This window comes from Sphaerimonospora mesophila, from assembly GCF_001417795.1.
GTDB lineage: Bacteria > Actinomycetota > Actinomycetes > Streptosporangiales > Streptosporangiaceae > Sphaerimonospora > Sphaerimonospora mesophila.
Genome location: NZ_BCBX01000046.1, coordinates 128,999 through 147,021 on the forward strand (window position 1 = coordinate 128,999; position 18,023 = coordinate 147,021).

General features: G+C 70.3%; 18 protein-coding genes. 11 read left to right on the forward strand and 7 right to left on the reverse strand.

From position 1 onward, the window contains the following. The coding region (locus AP234_RS27225) for an MFS transporter (RefSeq protein WP_152990651.1) at positions 1-732 on the reverse strand (732 nt) is incomplete at its 3' end. Between the two features lie 109 nt (positions 733-841). Here AP234_RS27225 and AP234_RS39280 point away from each other — a divergent pair. Together AP234_RS39280 and AP234_RS27235 are read left to right on the forward strand one after the other, a co-directional pair. Further along, entirely contained in the window at positions 842-1,528 is a 687-nt protein-coding gene (locus tag AP234_RS39280) for a TetR family transcriptional regulator (protein ID WP_055482585.1), read from the forward strand. Between the two features lie 174 nt (positions 1,529-1,702). Next, the gene (locus AP234_RS27235) at positions 1,703-2,638 is read left to right on the forward strand and encodes a hypothetical protein (RefSeq protein WP_055482586.1); all 936 of its coding nucleotides are present in this window, start codon (positions 1,703-1,705) and stop codon (positions 2,636-2,638) included. A 159-nt stretch (positions 2,639-2,797) separates the two neighbouring features. Here AP234_RS27235 and purL read toward each other — a convergent pair whose 3' ends face one another. The 4 genes from purL to purS all read right to left on the reverse strand — a co-directional run bounded on the left by purL (position 2,798) and on the right by purS (position 6,724). After that, the gene (gene purL, locus AP234_RS27240) at positions 2,798-5,059 is read right to left on the reverse strand and encodes a phosphoribosylformylglycinamidine synthase subunit PurL (RefSeq protein ID WP_055482587.1); all 2,262 of its coding nucleotides are present in this window, start codon (positions 5,057-5,059) and stop codon (positions 2,798-2,800) included. After that, complete coding sequence (gene purQ / locus AP234_RS27245; RefSeq protein WP_055482588.1) at positions 5,056-5,739, reverse strand: phosphoribosylformylglycinamidine synthase subunit PurQ; 684 nt, start codon at positions 5,737-5,739, stop codon at positions 5,056-5,058. Before purQ ends, purL begins: the two co-directional genes overlap by 4 nt. Before the next feature lie 117 nt (positions 5,740-5,856). Continuing rightward, positions 5,857-6,306 (reverse strand): ATP-binding protein, encoded by a 450-nt coding sequence (locus AP234_RS27250; RefSeq protein ID WP_055482589.1) that lies wholly within the window; start codon positions 6,304-6,306, stop codon positions 5,857-5,859. Between the two features lie 172 nt (positions 6,307-6,478). Next, entirely contained in the window at positions 6,479-6,724 is a 246-nt protein-coding gene (gene purS / locus AP234_RS27255) for a phosphoribosylformylglycinamidine synthase subunit PurS (RefSeq protein ID WP_055482590.1), read from the reverse strand. 285 nt (positions 6,725-7,009) lie between these two features. Between purS and pdhA the strand changes: the two genes are divergently transcribed. The 9 genes from pdhA (at position 7,010) to AP234_RS27290 (ending at position 15,686) form a co-directional block, all read left to right on the forward strand. Next, a complete protein-coding gene (pdhA, locus tag AP234_RS27260) occupies positions 7,010-8,113 on the forward strand; it encodes a pyruvate dehydrogenase (acetyl-transferring) E1 component subunit alpha (protein WP_055482591.1) in 1,104 nt (367 codons plus the stop codon). Then, positions 8,110-9,084, forward strand: a complete 975-nt coding sequence (locus AP234_RS27265) for an alpha-ketoacid dehydrogenase subunit beta (RefSeq protein ID WP_055482592.1) — start codon at positions 8,110-8,112, stop codon at positions 9,082-9,084. Before pdhA ends, AP234_RS27265 begins: the two co-directional genes overlap by 4 nt. A gap of 15 nt (positions 9,085-9,099) precedes the next feature. After that, the gene (locus AP234_RS27270; protein ID WP_055482593.1) at positions 9,100-10,464 is read left to right on the forward strand and encodes a dihydrolipoamide acetyltransferase family protein; all 1,365 of its coding nucleotides are present in this window, start codon (positions 9,100-9,102) and stop codon (positions 10,462-10,464) included. Between the two features lie 296 nt (positions 10,465-10,760). After that, on the forward strand, positions 10,761-10,898 hold the full coding sequence (locus AP234_RS35375; protein WP_083502483.1) for a putative ATP-grasp target RiPP: 138 nt from the start codon (positions 10,761-10,763) through the stop codon (positions 10,896-10,898). Between the two features lie 102 nt (positions 10,899-11,000). Then, entirely contained in the window at positions 11,001-11,990 is a 990-nt protein-coding gene (locus AP234_RS27275) for an MvdC/MvdD family ATP grasp protein (RefSeq protein ID WP_055482594.1), read from the forward strand. Further along, positions 11,987-12,973: a TIGR04500 family putative peptide maturation system protein gene (locus AP234_RS27280; RefSeq protein WP_055482595.1), complete on the forward strand. Its 987-nt coding sequence runs from the start codon at positions 11,987-11,989 to the stop codon at positions 12,971-12,973. Before AP234_RS27275 ends, AP234_RS27280 begins: the two co-directional genes overlap by 4 nt. Further along, positions 12,970-13,173 (forward strand): hypothetical protein, encoded by a 204-nt coding sequence (locus AP234_RS36670; RefSeq protein WP_152990648.1) that lies wholly within the window; start codon positions 12,970-12,972, stop codon positions 13,171-13,173. The genes AP234_RS27280 and AP234_RS36670 overlap by 4 nt, the downstream gene beginning before the upstream one ends. Then, positions 13,170-15,338, forward strand: coding sequence for a peptidase domain-containing ABC transporter (locus tag AP234_RS27285; RefSeq protein WP_055482596.1), 2,169 nt, complete (start codon positions 13,170-13,172; stop codon positions 15,336-15,338). Before AP234_RS36670 ends, AP234_RS27285 begins: the two co-directional genes overlap by 4 nt. Before the next feature lie 51 nt (positions 15,339-15,389). Next, positions 15,390-15,686, forward strand: a complete 297-nt coding sequence (locus tag AP234_RS27290; RefSeq protein ID WP_055482597.1) for a Dabb family protein — start codon at positions 15,390-15,392, stop codon at positions 15,684-15,686. Positions 15,687-15,705: 19 nt separating this feature from the next. Here the strand turns inward: AP234_RS27290 and AP234_RS27295 are convergent, their stop codons facing one another. Next, positions 15,706-15,927 carry a DUF6458 family protein gene (locus AP234_RS27295; RefSeq protein ID WP_055482598.1) on the reverse strand — a complete coding sequence of 74 codons (222 nt, stop codon included), beginning with the start codon at positions 15,925-15,927 and terminating at the stop codon, positions 15,706-15,708. A gap of 166 nt (positions 15,928-16,093) precedes the next feature. After that, positions 16,094-17,917 (reverse strand): acyl-CoA dehydrogenase, encoded by a 1,824-nt coding sequence (locus tag AP234_RS27300; protein ID WP_055482599.1) that lies wholly within the window; start codon positions 17,915-17,917, stop codon positions 16,094-16,096. Positions 17,918-18,023 lie beyond the last annotated feature (106 nt).

Below are 18,023 nucleotides of genomic sequence, written 5' to 3' on the forward strand. Positions count from 1 at the left end.
CGCCGCGACCGCGAACGCGCCGAGGATCGGGGCCGAGGTCCACCCGCGCGAACCACCCTCGATCAGCGCGTAGGTGAGCGCGAGCAGCGCCACCGACGAGGTCCCCAGGCCCGGCAGGTCGAGCCCGGCGAGACCGGTACGGCGTGCCCCCGCGATCTCGGTGACCTCGGTGGCAGGGACGACCCGGATCGAGCGCAGCCCGAGCACGGCGGTGGCGGCGCCGATCGGGACGTTGATCAGGAAGATCCAGCCCCAATGGGTGCTCTCGCTGAGCAGGCCGCCGGTGAGCGGGCCGATCGCGAGGGCCAGCGCGCCGACGGCGCTCCAGATGCCGACGGCCATCCCGCGCTCGCGTGGGTCCGGGAACAGTTTCGGCAGCAGGGCCAGCGCCGCGGGGGTCACCAGCGCTGCGCCCACCCCCTGTACGGCACGGGCCGCGATCAGCGTCTCCTGCCCGCCCGCGAGCCCGGCCGCGACCGAGGCGAGCGTGAAGACCGCGAGTCCGGCGAAGAACGTGGTGCGGGCACCGAGGACGTCGGCCAGCCGTCCGCCGACGAGCAGCAGTCCGGCGAACACCAGGATGTACGCGCTGACGATCCACTCCAGCCCCGAGATCGTCAGCCCGAGGTCGCGCTGGATCGTCGGCAGCGCCACGTTGACCACGTTGTTGTCGAGGTACGTCATGAAGGTCGCGAGCGCCACCGAGACGAGCGCCCACCATCTTCCGCTCATAGCTTCTCCCCGTCTTGTACGGAGTACATGTACGACGTACATGTACGGTGCATAGGAGACCTTGTACGGCGTATAGTTGTCAAGTGCGGGAGGAACGAGGGAGCGGACGATGTCAGGCGCCGAGCGGTTGACCCGTCGGACGGTCATCGACAAGGCCATCGCGCTCGCCGACGCCGAAGGGCTCGACGCGCTCACGATCAGGCGTCTCGCCCAGGAGTTGGGCGTCACGCCGATGGCCCTCTACTGGCATTTCAAGAACAAGGAGCTGCTGCTCCAGGGCGTGGCCGACCACCTCTTGTCCGCTGTGACGCCCGAGTTCGATCCGGCGGCCCCCTGGAATGTACGGCTGCGCATGATGATCGAGACGCTGCTGCTGGTCATGCGGCGGCATCCCAGCATGACCGGGATCCTCTCGTTGATCGAGAAGAAGGACGTGCCGAGCTTCACCCGGGCGACCGAGGCGGCGCTCGGCCTGCTCGCCCAGGCCGGCTTCACCGTGGAGGAGGGCTATTTCGTCTCCTCCTACCTGCTCAACGGGGTGATCGGGATGGTCGGCAACCGGCCGGGATGCCCCGGCGGGCTGGGTCCGGAGGAGGCGGCCGAGTGGCGTCGCCAGAGGCGGCTGGCGCTGGAGGCGCTGCCCCCCGACCAGTTCCCCTGCATGATCGAGTTCGCCAAGACCTTCGAGCGGGAGGCCGACGAGGAGCGCTATTACGCCTTCGGCGTAGATCTGCTGATCAGCGGCGTCGAGTCCATGGCCGCCGCCGCCCGGGGGCGTACCGAACCGGGCGGCTGATCCCTTTACCAGCGTGTTCACGTGTGGTGGCGATGCGCATACGTGATGTTTGCGGTGTCAACTTATGCGCGGAGCGAATCGTCACTCCATTGTCTTGAGCACCAAGCACCTCGTGTGCCTCAGAAAGGGAAACCCGTGGCTTTCAAGTTGCCGGGTGGACGCACCATAGGCCTGATGACGGTCGGCGCGCTCGCCGGTTCGCTTCTCGTCGTCGGTGGTACGGCCACTGCTTCGACCGCGAGCGATACCGTTCTCTACGCGTGTGTCAACAAGAAGACGCGCTACATGCGCCATGTCGGCGTCACCACCAAGTGCCGGACGACCGAATACAAGGTCTCGTGGAACCAGAAGGGTCAGCCGGGGCCGGAGGGTCCGGTGGGCATCGGCGGCACCGGTCCGCAGGGTCCCCAGGGCCCACGCGGCTTCCGCGGACCCGAGGGTCCGAAGGGCGACACCGGTCCGCAGGGGCCGCAGGGCAAGCAGGGCCCCGAGGGTAAGCAGGGTCCTGAGGGTAAGCAGGGCCCGGCCGGTCCCGCGGGTCCCCAGGGCCCCAAGGGCGACACGGGTGCGGTCGGTCCGCAGGGTCCGAAGGGCGACACCGGTGCGCAGGGGCCGCAGGGCAAGCAGGGCCCGGTCGGTCCCGCGGGCCCGAAGGGCGAGCGCGGTTACCAGGGTCCGAAGGGTGACAGGGGCGAGACCGGCCACACGGGCCCGAAGGGCGACCGCGGCCCGCAGGGGGCCAAGGGTGATCGCGGTCCGCAGGGAGCCAAGGGCGACAAGGGCGACCGTGGCCTGAAGGGCGACACGGGTCCGGCCGGTCCCCAGGGTCCCGCCGGTCCGCAGGGCCCGCCCGGTCCCGGTGGCGGCGGCCTGGGCAACGTCTCCGTGAAGACGGCGCGCTTCGACTTCGGCAGGGGCGGCACCGAGGAGGAAACCGTGCTCTGCGGCGGTGGGGCGGTCGCCACTGGCGGTGGCTTCTCGATGTCGGGCGGCAGTCAGTCTGGGCAGATCTTCGCCAGTGCTCCCGTGGTCAGCGCTGGTAAGCCGACCGGGTGGACGGTCTCCGGCAAGAACGCCTCGGGCACCGTTTACGTGATCTGCGCCGGCTGACCTCACCACGCCTGGTGCGATGTGGTGGAGCCTGTGGGGGCTCCACCGCGTTCGCACCCTCGATGCCCCCGTACGGCTACCACGCGCGAGGCGGTAGTCGTACGGGCAACGGCGAAGGCCCTTCCGGAAGCCTCTCCCGGAAGGGCCTTCGCCGTCGGATCAGCCGAAGATGCTCGGCAGCGTCTTCGTGTGGACCTCGCGCAGCTCCTCGACCGGGATCTCGAAGAGACCGTCGACCTTGAGCGCCGTGCCCCCGGTGGTGCCCAGGCCGTGGCAGGGGACCTCCTGCCGGGCGCACAGCTCGGCCAGCGTGTCGAAGGCCTCGGGCCGTACGCAGACCAGCGCACGCGCGACGGACTCACTGAACAGGTCGACGAACGGGTCGTCACCGGGCAGGGTCACCGAGCAGCCGACGCCGTGCGCCAGGCAGGCCTCGGCGAGCGCGATGGCCAGGCCGCCGTCGGACAGGTCGTGTGAACCCTCCAGCAGGCCCTCGGCCGCCGCCGTCGTGAGCACGGACGCGAGGCGCCGCTCGGCCTCGAGGTCCGCCTGCGGCGGCAGCCCGCCCAGGTGGTCGTGGACGACGTACGCCCACTCCGACCCGCCGAGGTCATCCCCGGTCGAGCCGAGCAGCATCACGCGCAGGCCGTCGGCGACGAATCCGGACCTGACCCGCCGGGAGACGTCGTCGATGACGCCGAGCACACCGACGACCGGCGTCGGGTGGATGGCGTCGGTACCCGTCTGGTTGTAGAACGAGACGTTGCCGCCGGTGACCGGCACGCCGAGCGTCCGGCAGGCGTCGGCGAGCCCGCGTACGGCCTCGGCGAACTGCCACATGACCTCGGGGTCCTCCGGCGAGCCGAAGTTGAGGCAGTTCGTCACGGCCAGCGGCTTGGCGCCGGTGACGGCCACGTTCCGGTACGCCTCGGACAGCGCGAGCTGGGCTCCCGTGTAGGGGTCGAGCTTGGCGTAGCGGCCGTTGCCGTCGGTCGCCAGCGCGATCCCGCGGGTGGTCTCCTGCGCTCCCGGCATCACCTCGGAGATCCGCAACATCCCGGCGTCGGCGGGCTGGGCGAGGACCGTGTTGCCGCGGACATAGCGGTCGTACTGCGAGGTCACCCACTCCTTGGACGCCAGGTTGGGCGAGCCGAGCAGGGTGAGCAGGGTCTCCCGCAGCCGATCCGGAGCGGGACGCGGCAGGCGGTCCGGGGTGTCGGCGTTGAGCGCGGCCTGCCCGGCCGGCTCGGCGAACGGCCGCTCGTAGACGGGCCCCTCGTCGGCGGCGGTGCCCGGCGGGATGTCGACGATGACCTCGCCGTCCCAGGTCATGACGAGCCTGCCGGTGTCGGTGACCTCGCCGATGACGGTCGCCGGTACGTCCCACTTCGTGCAGATCGCCATGAAGGCCGGGATGTCGTCGGGTGCGACGACGGCCATCATCCGCTCCTGCGACTCGCTCATCAGGATCTCCTCGGGCCGCAGCGTCGGGTCGCGCAGCGGGACGAGGTTGAGATCCACATGCATGCCGCCGGTGCCCTTGGCCGCGAGCTCGGTCGTGGCGCAGGACACCCCGGCCGCGCCGAGGTCCTGGATGCCGACCACCACGTCCGCCTGGTAGAGCTCCAGGCAGCACTCGATCAGCAGCTTCTCCATGAACGGGTCGCCGACCTGTACGGCCGGCCGCTTGGCCTGCGACTCCTCCTCGAACGTGGCCGAGGCGAGCACGGAGGCCCCGCCGATGCCGTCGGCGCCGGTGCGCGCGCCGAACAGCACGACCTTGTTCCCCGGGCCCGGCGCCGTGGCGAGCTTGATCTGGTCCTTGCGCAGCAGGCCCACGCACAGGGCGTTGACCAGCGGGTTGCCGATGTAGCAGGGGTCGAACACGACCTCGCCGCCGATGTTGGGCAGACCGAGGCAGTTGCCGTACCCGCCGATGCCCTCGACGACCCCGGGCAGCACGCGCCGGGTGTCCGGCTGGGTCGCGCCGCCGAAGCGCAGCGAGTCCATGACCGCGATCGGCCGGGCGCCCATCGACATGATGTCGCGGACGATGCCGCCCACGCCGGTCGCCGCGCCCTGGTGGGGCTCGACGTACGACGGGTGGTTGTGCGACTCGATCTTGAAGGTGGCGGCCCAGCCGTCGCCGATGTCGACCACGCCGGCGTTCTCGCCCATGCCGACGAGCAGTGCCTCCGACTTGGGCGCCTTGGTGCCGAACTGCCGGAGATGGACCTTCGAGGACTTGTAGGAGCAGTGCTCGCTCCACATGACCGAGTAGATGGCGAGCTCGGCGCCGGTCGGACGCCGCCCGAGGATCTCGCGGACCCGCTCGTACTCGTCGTCCTTCATGCCCAGCTCGACGTACGGCTGCCGCTCGTCGGGCGTCTCCAGGGCGCGCTTGACGGTGTCGAGGCTCATGCGTTCACCAGCTTCTTGAGGATCGAGGTGAAGAAGCCGCGGCCGTCCACACTCGGCGCGCCGGTGAGCTCCTCGACCGCGTGCTCGGGATGGGGCATGAGACCCACGATGTTCCCGGCCTCGTTGGCGATCCCGGCGATGTCGTTGAGTGAGCCGTTCGGGTTGTCACCGGCGTACCGGAAGACGACCCGGCCGTCCCGCTCCAGCGCGGCCAGCGTCTGCGCGTCGGCGACGTAGCGGCCCTCGCCGTGTTTGATGGGCAGCACGATCTCCTGGCCCGGCGTGAACTCGCGGGTCCATGCGGTGTCGGTGTTCTCGACCCGGATCCGCTGGTCGCGGCAGATGTAGTGCAGGCCGGCGTTGCGGGTCAGCGCACCGGGCAGCAGGTGTGCCTCGCAGAGGATCTGGAACCCGTTGCAGGTGCCCAGCACCGGCAGCCCGCTCCGGGCGGCCGGGATCAGTTCGTCCATCAGTGGGGCGAAGCGCGAGATGGCGCCACACCGCAGGTAGTCGCCGTAGGAGAACCCGCCGGGGAGGAAGACGGCGTCGACCCCCCTGAGGTCGCGGTCGGCGTGCCACAGCGGCACGGCCTCCGCTCCGGCCAGCCGCACGGCTCGCGCGGCGTCCTGGTCGTCGAGTGTTCCGGGGAAAGTGACGATGCCCACCCGGGCAGCGCTCATCGAATCTCTCCTTGAGCGTGGAGACCCCAGGCTTGTGCCCTGGGGAGGAACTAAGCGCGGTACACCTCAGGGTATCGGAGGCGTTCGAGCGGGTGAGCCCCAGGATGATTCGGATGATCAGACGCCGGCCAGGTGGCGGTCGAGGGTGAGATGGTGGGCGATGGAGTCGTCCGCCCAGTCGAGCTCCTTGCACAGCCGTACGGTCGTGCCGCGGCCGGGTTTGATGTCGAAGGAAATGTCGTCCACGACGGCCCGCATGATCAGAAGGCCCCGGCCGTTCTCGGCGTCGCTGCCCGGAAATTGCCTGGGCACGCTTCCCAGGCCGTTGCCGCGGTCGCTGACGCGCAACTCGCAGCGGCCGTTGCCGATGGTGCCGCGGATCTCGTATCGCTTGGCCGGCCCGCCATGACGTACGGCGTTCGCGCAGGCTTCCGAGGTGGCCAGGAGGATGTCGGCCACGCATTCCTCGGTAACGCCCAGCGAACGCAGGGTGTCCCCCACCACCCTGCGAACCATGGGGATGCCGATCGCATCTCGCGGCATGGCCAGCGAGAACTCAATACCCACCGGACCCCTCCCCGGTGTCGAAGGTCACCAGGGTAGGCTTCCCCGATGAATCGGGGCTAACCGCAAAACCACCGTCCCATTATTTGCGGTCTGCCCGCCGACGACGTTCTAGACGGGCCCTTGCCTCTTTCGGGGTCTTACGTCCGATTATTGCGGTGTGAATTGCGTCACTTTACTCCTCGACCTTGATCGAGAAGTCTTCGATCACCGTGTTGGCGAGCAGGGTTTCGGCCATCTTCCGGACATCCGAAAGGGCGGCTTCATCGGCCGGGCCGTCCAGTTCCAGCTCGAACCGCTTGCCCTGCCGTACGGCGGAGACACCGGAGAAACCGAGCCGCGGCAGGGCGCCGGCGATGGCCTGCCCCTGCGGGTCGAGGATCTCCGGCTTGAGCATGACGTCGACGATCACGCGCGCCACGTTGTTCCTCCAGGTGGGCGAGGTGGGATGGAACTTCCGGTCAAGCCTACCGAGTTGGCCGGGTGCGACCGCGGCGGGCCACAGGGTGTCGACGGGGCAGGGTGTGGTCACATGCGGTAGGGATATAGGGAAGGTGTGGGGTCTTGCGTAGTGGGGTGTCGCCTCTGCCACGATGTCCGCAGGAGGGCGTGGCCGCCCACCCAGCGGCCGTACGCCTGAGGAGACCCGGCCTCACGATGGTGGCGACCCCACCCGCGGACGGCCCATGACGCACAGGAGAGGCACGTGACAAGCGACGTCCCTCGTGGTGTTGACGCACCCCCGGATCTCGTTCAGCTGCTCACCCCCGAAGGGGAGCGGGTCGAGCACCCCGACTACGACATCGAGCTGACCACGGAAGAGGTCCGCTCCCTCTACCGGGACCTGGTTCTGGTGCGCCGTGTCGACCTGGAGGCCGTGGCCCTCCAGCGGCAGGGCGAGCTGGGCCTGTGGGCGTCCCTGCTCGGTCAGGAGGCCGCGCAGATCGGCTCCGGCCGGGCGCTGGCCGCCACCGACATGGCCTTTCCCACCTATCGGGAGCACGGCGTGGCCTGGTGCCGCGACGTCGACCCGGTCAAGCTGCTCGGCATGTTCCGGGGCGTGAACCACGGCGGCTGGGACCCGGCCGACCACAACTTCCACCTCTACACCATCGTCATCGGCTCCCAGACGCTGCACGCGGTCGGCTACGCCATGGGCGTGCAGCGCGACGGCGCCGACGCCGCCACGATCGTCTACTTCGGCGACGGGGCGTCCGCGCAGGGCGACGTGAACGAGGCGTTCATCTGGGCCTCGGTCTTCAACGCGCCCGTGGTGTTCTTCTGCCAGAACAACCAGTGGGCGATCTCCCAGCCGATGGAACGGCAGACGAAGATCCCGCTGTACCGCCGGGCTTCGGGCTTCGGCTTCCCGGGCGTACGGGTCGACGGCAACGACGTGTTCGCCTGTCTCGCGGTGACCCGCAAGGCGCTGCGGAACGCCCGCGAGGGGCAGGGGCCGACGCTCATCGAGGCGTACACCTACCGGATGGGCGCGCACACCACCTCCGACGACCCGACCCGCTATCGGCTGGCCGACGAGCTGGAGGCCTGGAAGCTGAAGGACCCGATCGAGCGCGTGAAGGCCTACCTCTTCAAGAACCAGCTCGCCGACCAGGAGTTCTTCGACAAGATCGACGAGGAGGCCGACGCGCTGGGCAAGGACGTACGGGCCCGGTGTCTGGCCATGCCCGATCCGAAGCCGGAGGCGATCTTCCAGCACGTCTACGCGGAGCCGCACGCCCTCATGGACGAGGAACGCGAGCAGTACCTGACCTACCTTGCGGGCTTCGAGGGCGGAGGCGAGCGATGACCACACTCACTCTCGGCAAGGCGCTCAACGAGGGCATGCGCCGTGCGATGGAAAGCGACCCCAAGGTCCTCGTGATGGGAGAGGACGTCGGCAAGCTCGGCGGTGTCTTCCGGGTGACCGACGGCCTGCAGAAGGACTTCGGCGAGGACCGCGTGATCGACACGCCGCTCGCCGAGTCGGGCATCATCGGCACCGCGATCGGCCTCGCCATGCGCGGCTACCGGCCCATCTGTGAGATCCAGTTCGACGGGTTCGTGTTCCCGGCGGCCGACCAGATCATCACGCAACTCGCGAAGATGCCGCTGCGTTCGCTGGGCGCGCTCAAGCTGCCCGTCGTCGTCCGCATTCCCTGTGGCGGCGGGATCGGCGCCGTCGAGCACCACTCCGAGTCCCCGGAGGCGTACTTCACGCACACCGGCGGGCTGCGGGTGGTCGCCTGCTCGAACCCGGTGGACGCCTACACGATGATCCAGGACGCGGTCCGGAGCGACGATCCGATCATCTTCTTCGAACCCAAGCGCCGCTACTGGGACAAGGCCGACATCGATCTGGCCGCGCCCGGCCTGCCGCTCGACCGGGCCCGGGTCGTACGGCCCGGCCGTGACGTGACGCTCGTCGCGTACGGTCCGATGGTCAAGACCTGCCTGGAGGCCGCCGCCGCTGCGGAGGACGACGGGCGCGACCTGGAGGTCGTCGACCTGCGCTCGCTCAACCCGCTGGACATGGGCGTGCTCGAGGAGTCCGTACGGCGGACCGGCCGCTGCGTGGTGGTGCACGAGGCGCCGATCTTCACCGGTCTCGGCGCCGAGGTGGCGGCGCGGGTCAGCGAGCGCTGCTTCTACCATCTGGAGTCCCCGGTCCTGCGCGTCGGCGGGTTCTCCACCCCCTATCCGCCGTCCCGCCTGGAGGAGTACTACCTGCCCGACCTGGACCGGGTGCTCGAAGCCGTCGACCGCGCGTTCGCCTACTGAGAGGGCGGGATTCTCATGCTCCGTGAGTTCAAGCTCCCCGATGTGGGCGAGGGCCTCCTGGAGGCCGAGATCGTCAAGTGGCACGTCGCGCCGGGCGACACGGTGAAGGTCAACCAGACGATCGTCGAGATCGAGACCGCCAAGGCCGTGGTCGAGCTGCCGTGCCCGTTCGAGGGCACGGTGTCGGCCCTGATGGCCGCCGAGGGCCAGACCGTCGAGGTCGGCACCCCGATCATCTCGGTGCGTACGGGCGACGACGACGGCGCGCCCGCCCCCGAGGCCCCCGCCGGATCGGAAGCGGCGGGGGAGAAGACCGAGAAGACCGAGAAGCGGGAGCCGGTGCTCGTCGGCTACGGGGTCAAGGCGAGCGCCACCAGGCGCCGCCCCCGGAAGGCGGCTCCGGCGAACGGCGGTGGCGCCCAGGCCGCCGGTTCCGCCCCTCCCGCGACGCCCGCACGGCCCGCGGCGCCCGTTCCCGCCGCGCCACCGGCGCCGCCGCCGGCCCCGGGCGGGGCGCGAGCCCTGGCCAAACCGCCGGTGCGCAAGCTTGCCCGCGACCTCGGCGTCGACCTGACCACGCTGACCGGCACCGGCCCCCACGGGTCGATCACCCGGGCGGACGTCGAGGCCGCCGCCGGAGCCGCTCAACCCGCCGTCCACCGGCGGGAGGCGGGGCGCGCGCCCGGCCGCGAGGAGCGGATCCCGGTCAGGGGCGTGCGGCGGGCGACCGCGCAGGCCATGGTCGCGAGCGCGTTCACGGCACCGCACGTCACCGAGTTCCTCCAGGTGGACGTGACGGCGACGATGGAGGCGGTCGGACGGCTGCGGCGGCTCCCCGACTTCGCGGACGTCAAGGTCTCCCCGCTGCTGCTGGTGGCCAAGGCGCTGATGACCGCGGTCAAGCGGCACCCGATGGCCAACGCCACGTGGACCGACGAAGAGATCATCGTCAAGCACTACGTGAACCTCGGCATCGCCGCCGCCACCGAGCGTGGCCTGATCGTCCCCAACGTCAAGGACGCGGACGCGCTTTCGCTGCCGGAGCTGGCCCACGCGCTGGGCGAGCTCACCGAGCGGGCCAGGGCAGGCAGATGCACGCCGGCCGACCTGTCGGGCGGCACGATCACGATCACCAACATCGGCGTCTTCGGCGTCGACTCCGGCACCCCGATCATCAACCCGGGCGAGGTGGCGATCCTGGCCTTCGGCCAGATCAGGGACATGCCGTGGGTGGTCGACGGACAGCTGGCCGTACGCAAGGTCACCACGCTGGCGCTGTCGTTCGATCACCGGGTGGTCGACGGCGAGCTGGGCTCCCGCATGCTGCGTGACGTGGGCGACATGCTGGAGGATCCGCTGCGCATGCTCGCCTGGAGCTGACGCCGGCACTGCCCGGCCGTACGGCGAGGCAGGCCGTACGGCCGGGCGTGAGACGGGGCCGGGGACCGCTGGACGGACCCCGGCCCCGTCGTCGTCACACACGGATCGCGCGTCCCAGGCCCTCGTGTCCCCGGCGGCCTGCCAGTGGCCGCTCATTGAGTCCCAAGTGAGTGGCAAGTCGCGGTTCTTAGCTTCTTTCCCGTAAGCCGATCACGGGCCGCTGCGCCGGTGATCCGGGGGGCCCCGCGTTGGCGGGGGACTACGAAACGCCGCGCGAGCGGCGGAGAGGGAAGAGCATGTCGAAGATCAGCATTGAGGACATCCCGTTCGAGGGGGCGGAGCTGACCGAGGCCGAGCTCGGCGAGGTCAACGGCGGCCGTGCGACCGTGAGCTGGTACCTCAAGGGCAAGCCGGCCGAGTGGTGGATCAGCTGACCCTGACCGGTGAGCGCACGGAGGCGTGACATTCCCCGCCTCCGTGCCCGCGACACGGCGGAGCGGGACACCCGCTCCGCCGTTTCCTTCCAGGGAGCGGACGTGATCCTGATACTCAGCGACCGGCGGGACGACGCGGTCGAGATGGTGCTGCCGAAGCTGAGAAGCCGAGGGGTGCCGGTGACCTGGTGGGATCCCGGCGACTACCCCTGGCGGGCGAGGCTCACCGCGGCCTTCGCGAACGGCCGGCACATCGTCACCCTCGACACCGGGGACAGCCGGCTCGACCTTTCGACGGTGACCGCCGTGTGGCGGCGGCGGCCGAACCCGCCCACCCCGGCGGAGCACGTGACCGACCCCACCCACCGCGCCCATGTGGTGTGGCAGGCGGAGTTCCTGCTCGACGGCGCGTGGGAGCTCACCCCGGCCCGCTGGCTGCCGTGCCGGCGCGAGGTCGAGCGGCACGCCCATAACAAGATCATCCACATGGCCCGCGCGGTCGAGCACGGATTCACCGTGCCGGAGACCCTGTACACGAACGATCCGGCCGAGCTGGCGCCCGCCTACGAGAGAGCCGGTGGACGCATGATCGCCAAGCAGATCAACTCCGACGAGTTCACCCTCGACGGCGCCGACCACCGCACGTACACGACCGTGGTCACCCGCCGTCACCTCACCTCGCGGCACCGGCTCCGGCATGAACCGGTCATCCTCCAGCCCTACGTGGCCAAGGCCGTCGAGCTACGGGTGATCGTGGTCGGTGACCGCGTCTTCGCCGCCGAGATCGACACCAGCGCCTCCTCGACCGCCAGGGACGACTGGCGCCACTACGACGACGACCGGGTCCGCCACGGCCCGCACGAGCTGCCCCGCGAGGTGGCCGACCGGTGCGTACGGCTGACCGCCGCGCTCGGCCTGACGTACGGCGCGATCGACCTCATCCTCACCCCCGGAGGGGAGTACGTGTTCCTCGAGATCAACCCGAACGGCGCCTGGGGCTTCGTGGAGCTGCGCGCCGGGCTCCCGGTCAGCGATGCGATAGCGGACTGGCTCGCCGCGGCCGAGCCGTACCACCCGGAGGGTGCGTCATGAGCGGTTTCGGCACGGCGGTCGAGTCCGGGGTGCGGCTGCTGCGCAGCCTGCCCCGTCGCCGCGCCGACGTCGAGGAGGCACGTGGTACGGCCGCGGCCTGGGCCGCGGCGCACCCGCAGCTCGAGCCCCAGCTCGTGGTCGACGTACGTCCAGGGACACCGGTGGTGGACTACGACCTGCTGCTCACCCACCCCGACGGCGGGACGGTCGCGCTGAGCGCGCCGGACGAGGACGGGGTGCCCTGGCTGATCGACCACTCCACGCACTGGGCGGCCGGGCAACTGGTCAGCGTCGACGACGTACACCTCTCCGTCGCCCAGGCCCTGACCATGCTCCGCTCGCTGTCCCGCCGGGACGTCACGCCGTACGAAGAGATCGTCGATCAGTGTCTGATCATCGCCGAGGTGCAGGGCGACGACGCGCCGCTCGACGACGCCGAGCTGCAGACCGTGGCCGACGAGTTCCGCCGGGGGCGTGGTCTGATCGGCCGGGCCGCCACCCTCGCCTGGCTGGCCGACGTCGGCATGTCACCCGCGATGTTCGAGAGCTACATCGTCGGCATCGCCAGACGCCGCAGATTCCGGCAGCGCAAGGAGAGCGAGCTGGCGTCCGCCTACCTCGCCGCGCATCGCGCCGACTTCGATCGGGTGCGGGCGCTGTGGGTGGTCTCGCCGGAGAAATGTACGGCGGCGACGCCGCAGGAGCTCCTCGCCCTCGTGCCCGGCCTGCGCGAGGCCGAGGTGACGATCGACGTGCGACGGGCCCGCGACCTGCCGGCCGAGCTGGTCGATGAGGCGGGGACTTCCGCCGGGACCGTCGTCGGCCCGCTCCCACACGGCGGCGGCTTCTTCACCGGCGCCGTGCTGGAGCGCGAGCCGGCCGGGGACGACCCCGAGACGCTGGCGGCGGCCGGGCGGGCCGCCTTCGACGAATGGCTCGCGGAGCGCCGACGCCGGGCCACGATCCAATGGCACTGGTCTTGACGCGCGGAATCTTCCGGGAGGAGGCGCTGCGCCGGCACGCCGTACGAGACTCCCGGCCCAGGCCCCCGGCCATGGTCCGCCGTCGCGCGATCGTCACGCTGTGGCTGCTGACCGCGTTGCTGGCGATCGCCACGGGCGTGGTAGCGCTCGCCGTGCTCACCGGACCCGTGCCCGTCGACGCGGCGGGGGTTGGGCGGTGAGCAGGCGGGTGCCGGTCGTCCTGCAGAACACCGTCACCGAGTGCGGCGCGGCCTGCCTCACGATGGTGCTGTCGCACCACGGACGACGCATTTCGCTCCATGAGATCACCGACCGCCTGGGGATCGGCAGGGACGGCCTGTCCGCGCTCGCGCTCGTCGCCGAGGCCAGGGAGCTGGGGTTGACCGCGCGGGCCTTCTCGCTCTCGCCCGGCGACCTCGCCCAGGTGCCGATGCCCGCGATCGCCCACTGGGAGTTCAACCACTTCGTGGTGGTGGAGCGCTGGACGCCTGATCGGGTGGACATCGTCGATCCCGCCCAGGGCCGGCGCAGGCTCACCGCCGAGGAGTTCGACGCGGGCTTCACCGGGGTGCTGCTCGCCTTCGAGCCTGGGCCCGGGTTCCGGCACGGCCGGTCGTCCGCCGCGGTGGTCTGGCGGCGCCGGTTCCTGCGCGGCCTGTTCATGCGGCGCAAGGGGCTGCTCGCCCAGGTCGTGCTCGCCTCTCTGCTGATGCAGCTGCTCGGGCTCGCCCTGCCGGTGTTCTCCGAGGCGCTGGTCGACCGGGTGCTGCCGTTCGGCGCCGAGCGGCTGCTCCTCCTGCTCGGCGCGGGGCTGGCACTGGCGGGGGTCACCCAGTTCGTGGTCGGCTGGCTCAGGTCGATCCTGCTGGTGTCGATCAGGGCGGGCGCCGACGCCGAGCTCACCCGGGGCGTGGTCGACCACCTCGTGGCCCTGCCGTACCGATATTTCGCCCTGCGCGGCAAGGGCGATCTGGTGACGCGCGCGGGCAGCGTGGCGGTGCTGCGCGACATGCTGACCGGGCAGGTGCTGTCCGCCCTGCTCGACGGGCCGCTCGCGATCGGCTACGCGGTGCTCGTCTTCGTCAGGGATCCCGTGTTCGGGCTCTGCCTGCTCGGCTTCGCCGCGGCCCAGGTCGTGCTGCTGCTGACGACCGCGCGCAGGGTGCACCACCTGACCCAGCGCGAGCTGACCGCTTACGCGGCGACGCAGAGCCAGCTCATCCAGGCCATCGGCGGCATCGAGACGCTGAAGGCGTCGGGGGCCGAGTCACGCGCCGTCGACCAGTGGGCCCGCTCCTTCACCGCTCAGCTGGACGCCGACGTGCGCGGCGGGCTCACGCAGGGCCTGCTGGACGCCATGCTGGCCGCGCTGCGGCTGCTCGCCCCGCTGACGCTGCTGTGGGTGGGCGCGTGGCGAGTGCTCGACGGTGAGATGACGCTCGGCATGCTGCTCGGGCTCAACGCGGTCGCGGTGGCCGCGCTCACCCCGCTGTCCTCGCTGATGACCAGCCTGCAGAGCATGCAGCAGGCCGGGGCGCACTTCGACCGGCTGTCGGACATCCTCGCGTCCGAGCCGGAACCGGCGCGCGGCATCGAGGTGCTGCGGCTGCGTGGCCAGATCGAGCTGTACGGCGTCGGCTTCCGGTACGACCCACGGGCGCCGTGGATCCTGCGCGGCGTCTCGGTGCGGATCGCCCCCGGTCAGAAGATCGCCCTGGTGGGGCCCTCCGGGGCGGGGAAGAGCACGATGGCGCGGCTGCTGCTCGCGCTGCACACGCCGACCGAGGGGGAGATCCGGTACGACGGGGTGCCGCTCACCGAGCTCAACCTGCGTACGCTGCGGCGGCAGTTCGGCGTGGTCACCCAGGACCCGTCGCTGTTCACCGGCACGATCAGGGAGAACATCGCGCTGAACGACCCCGACGCGGCCTTCGACCGGGTGATGGCGGCGGCCCGGCTGGCGTGCCTGCACGACGAGATCGCCGCGATGCCGATGGGCTACGAGACCGTGCTCACCGAGGGCGGCGGGCTGTCCGGCGGCCAGCGTCAGCGGCTTGCCCTCGCCAGGGCGCTGCTGTCCCGGCCCAAGGTGCTGCTGCTCGACGAGGCCACCAGCAACCTGGACAGCGCGACCGAGGCCGAGATCGAGGCGAACCTCGCCGGGCTCACCCAGACCCGCATCGTGATCGCGCACCGACTGAGCACGATCAGGGACGCCGACCTCATCCTCGTCGTCGACGACGGCCGGATCGTCGAGTGGGGCGACCATCACAGCCTGCTCGCGCGGGCGGGACACTACGCCACGCTGATCGCAGCGCAGTCGGCCGGCGACGACCCTCAGCCCAGGGCCGGCGTGCCTCGATGAATCGGCCCGGGCTGTGAGAGGGTGGGTGGACGCGACGGAGAAAGGGAGATCATGTTCCGGCATGTGGTGCTGCTGAGCTGGATCGAGGACGCCACCGAGGAACAGAAGGCGGAGGTGGCCAAGCGGCTGCGCGACCTGCCCGGGGTGATCCCGGAGCTGCGCGGCTACGTGGTGGGACCCGACGCCGGAGTCGGCCAGGGCAACTTCTCCTTCGCGGTCGTCGCCGACTTCGACTCTCCCGAGGACTACGCCATCTACCGCGATCACCCGGCGCACCGCGCCGTGATCGACGAGTGCATCACGCCCATCCTGGCGAGCCGCGCCGCCGTGCAGTACCACACCGCCTGACAGCGGAGCCCGCGCCGGGTCACACGTCCGGCCGGTTCTCCTGATCCAGGAGCTGCCGATCGGAGGTCTCACCGCGCCGGGAGGCGAAGACGATGCTGAGCAGCAGGCCGGCGGCGCCGACGCACATGAAGATCACCCCGATCACATCGATATGCACGGAGTCACCCAGGACGTCGGGTTCGATGGCGAACTTCAGGATCGCGCCGAGTGTGATGAAGAAGATGCTGACCCCGATGCCCATCGCTGCGACCTCCGGGACGCTGGTAGTGGCGAGGTAAAGGCTTCCTACGGAACCGGTCATACCCGGCCGTGCGTGATCGCATTACTGGCGGCGTATAACGGATCTCCTCCAAACCCGGTACGGCCGCCGCCCGGCGGGGCAGCGGCCGTACGAACAGGGCGAACCGTCAGAAGGACGCCTCGGGGAGGTCCATCAGGCTCTGGTCGGTGGCGGCGAGCACCCTGCGCTCGGCGGCCAGGCGCGGCAGCACGGTCTGGGCGAAGAACGAGGCGGCCGCGACCTTCCCGGTGTAGAACTCCTTGTCGCCGTCCCCCTCGCCCAGGGCGTTCAGGGCGACCTCGGCCTGGCGCAGCAGCAGCCAGGCCAGCACCAGGTCGCCGAGCGCCATCAGGAACCGGGTGGTGTTGAGGCCGACCCTGTAGATCTCTCGCGGCTCCTCCATCGAGGAGATCGCCCAGCCGGCCATCGTGTCGGCCATGGCCTTGACCTCGTCGGCGGCCTCGTCGAGCAGGCCGCGCTCCACCTTCAGGCGGCCGTTTCCCGCGTTGGAGGAGGCGAACGCCTTGATGTCGCCGAGCAGCGACCCGAGGGCGGCGCCCTGGTTCTTCAGGACCTTGCGGAAGAACAGGTCCTGACCCTGGATCGCCGTGGTTCCCTCGTAGAGGGAGTCGATCTTGGCGTCGCGGATGTACTGCTCGATCGGGTAGTCCTGCAGGAAGCCCGAGCCGCCGAGCGTCTGCAGCGAGCGGGCGAGCAGCTCGTACGACCGTTCCGAGCCGACGCCCTTGACCACGGGCAGCAGCAGGTCGTTGAGCGCCTCGGCGGCGGCGTCGCGACGGCCCTCGGCCTCGGCGATCTGGATGGCGTCCTGGATCGTCGCGGTGTAGATGACGAGCGCGCGCATGGCCTCGGCGTACGCCTTCTGGAGCATCAGCTCACGACGGACGTCGGGGTGATGGGTGATCGTGACGCGGGGGGCCGTCTTGTCGGTGGAACGGGTGAGGTCGGCGCCCTGCACGCGGTTCTTGGCGTAGTCGAGCGCGTTCAGGTAGCCGGTGGACAGCGTGGCGATGGCCTTGGCGCCGACCATCATGCGGGCGTTCTCGATGATCATGAACATCTGCCTGATGCCGTCGTGCACACCACCCACCAGGTAGCCGACGGCCGGGTGCCGCTCGCCGAACGTGAGCTCGCAGGTCGTGGAGACCTTGAGACCCATCTTCTTCTCGACGTTGGTCACGTACACGCCGTTGCGCTCGCCCAGCTCGCCGGTCTCGAGGTCGACGAGGTGCTTGGGCACGAGGAACATCGACAGGCCCTTGGTGCCCGGTCCCGCGCCCTCGGGCCGTGCCAGCACGAGGTGGAAGATGTTCTCCGCCATGTCGTGCTCACCGCTGGTGATGAACCGCTTGACGCCCTCGATGTGCCAGGTGCCGTCGGGCTGCTCGACCGCCTTGGCGCGGCCGGCGCCCACGTCCGATCCGGCGTCCGGCTCGGTCAGGACCATCGTCGCGCCCCAGCGCCGTTCGACGGCCAGCTCGGCGAACCGCTTCTGGTCGTCGGTGCCGAGCTCGTACAGGAGACGGGCGAAGGACGGGCCGGACGCGAACATCCATACGGCGGGGTTGGCGCCGAGCACGAGTTCGGCCATCGCCCACACGAGGCTGCGCGGGGCGACCGTGCCGCCGAGCTCGGGCTGAAGCTCCAGACGCCACCACTCGGCGTCCATCCACGCCTGGTAGGACCGCTTGAAGCTCTCCGGCATCGTCACCGAGTGGGTGGCGGGGTCGAACACCGGCGGGTGGCGGTCGGCGTCCTCGAACGACTCGGCGAGCGGGCCGACGGCGAGCCGGTGCACCTCGTCCAGCACGTTGCGCGCTGTCTCCGTGTCGATGTCCGCGAACGGGCCCGTCCCGAGGATCTCCTTGCGGCCGAAGACCTCGAAGAGGTTGAACTCGAGGTCGCGGAGGTTGCTCTTGTAGTGACCCATCGTTTTGCGCTCCTTGGACCAAGGCGGGGAGATACCTACCGGGCAGTAACCCTAGATAGATGCTACCCACGAGTAACTGGCGATATGCAAGCCTTGACATGGTCCG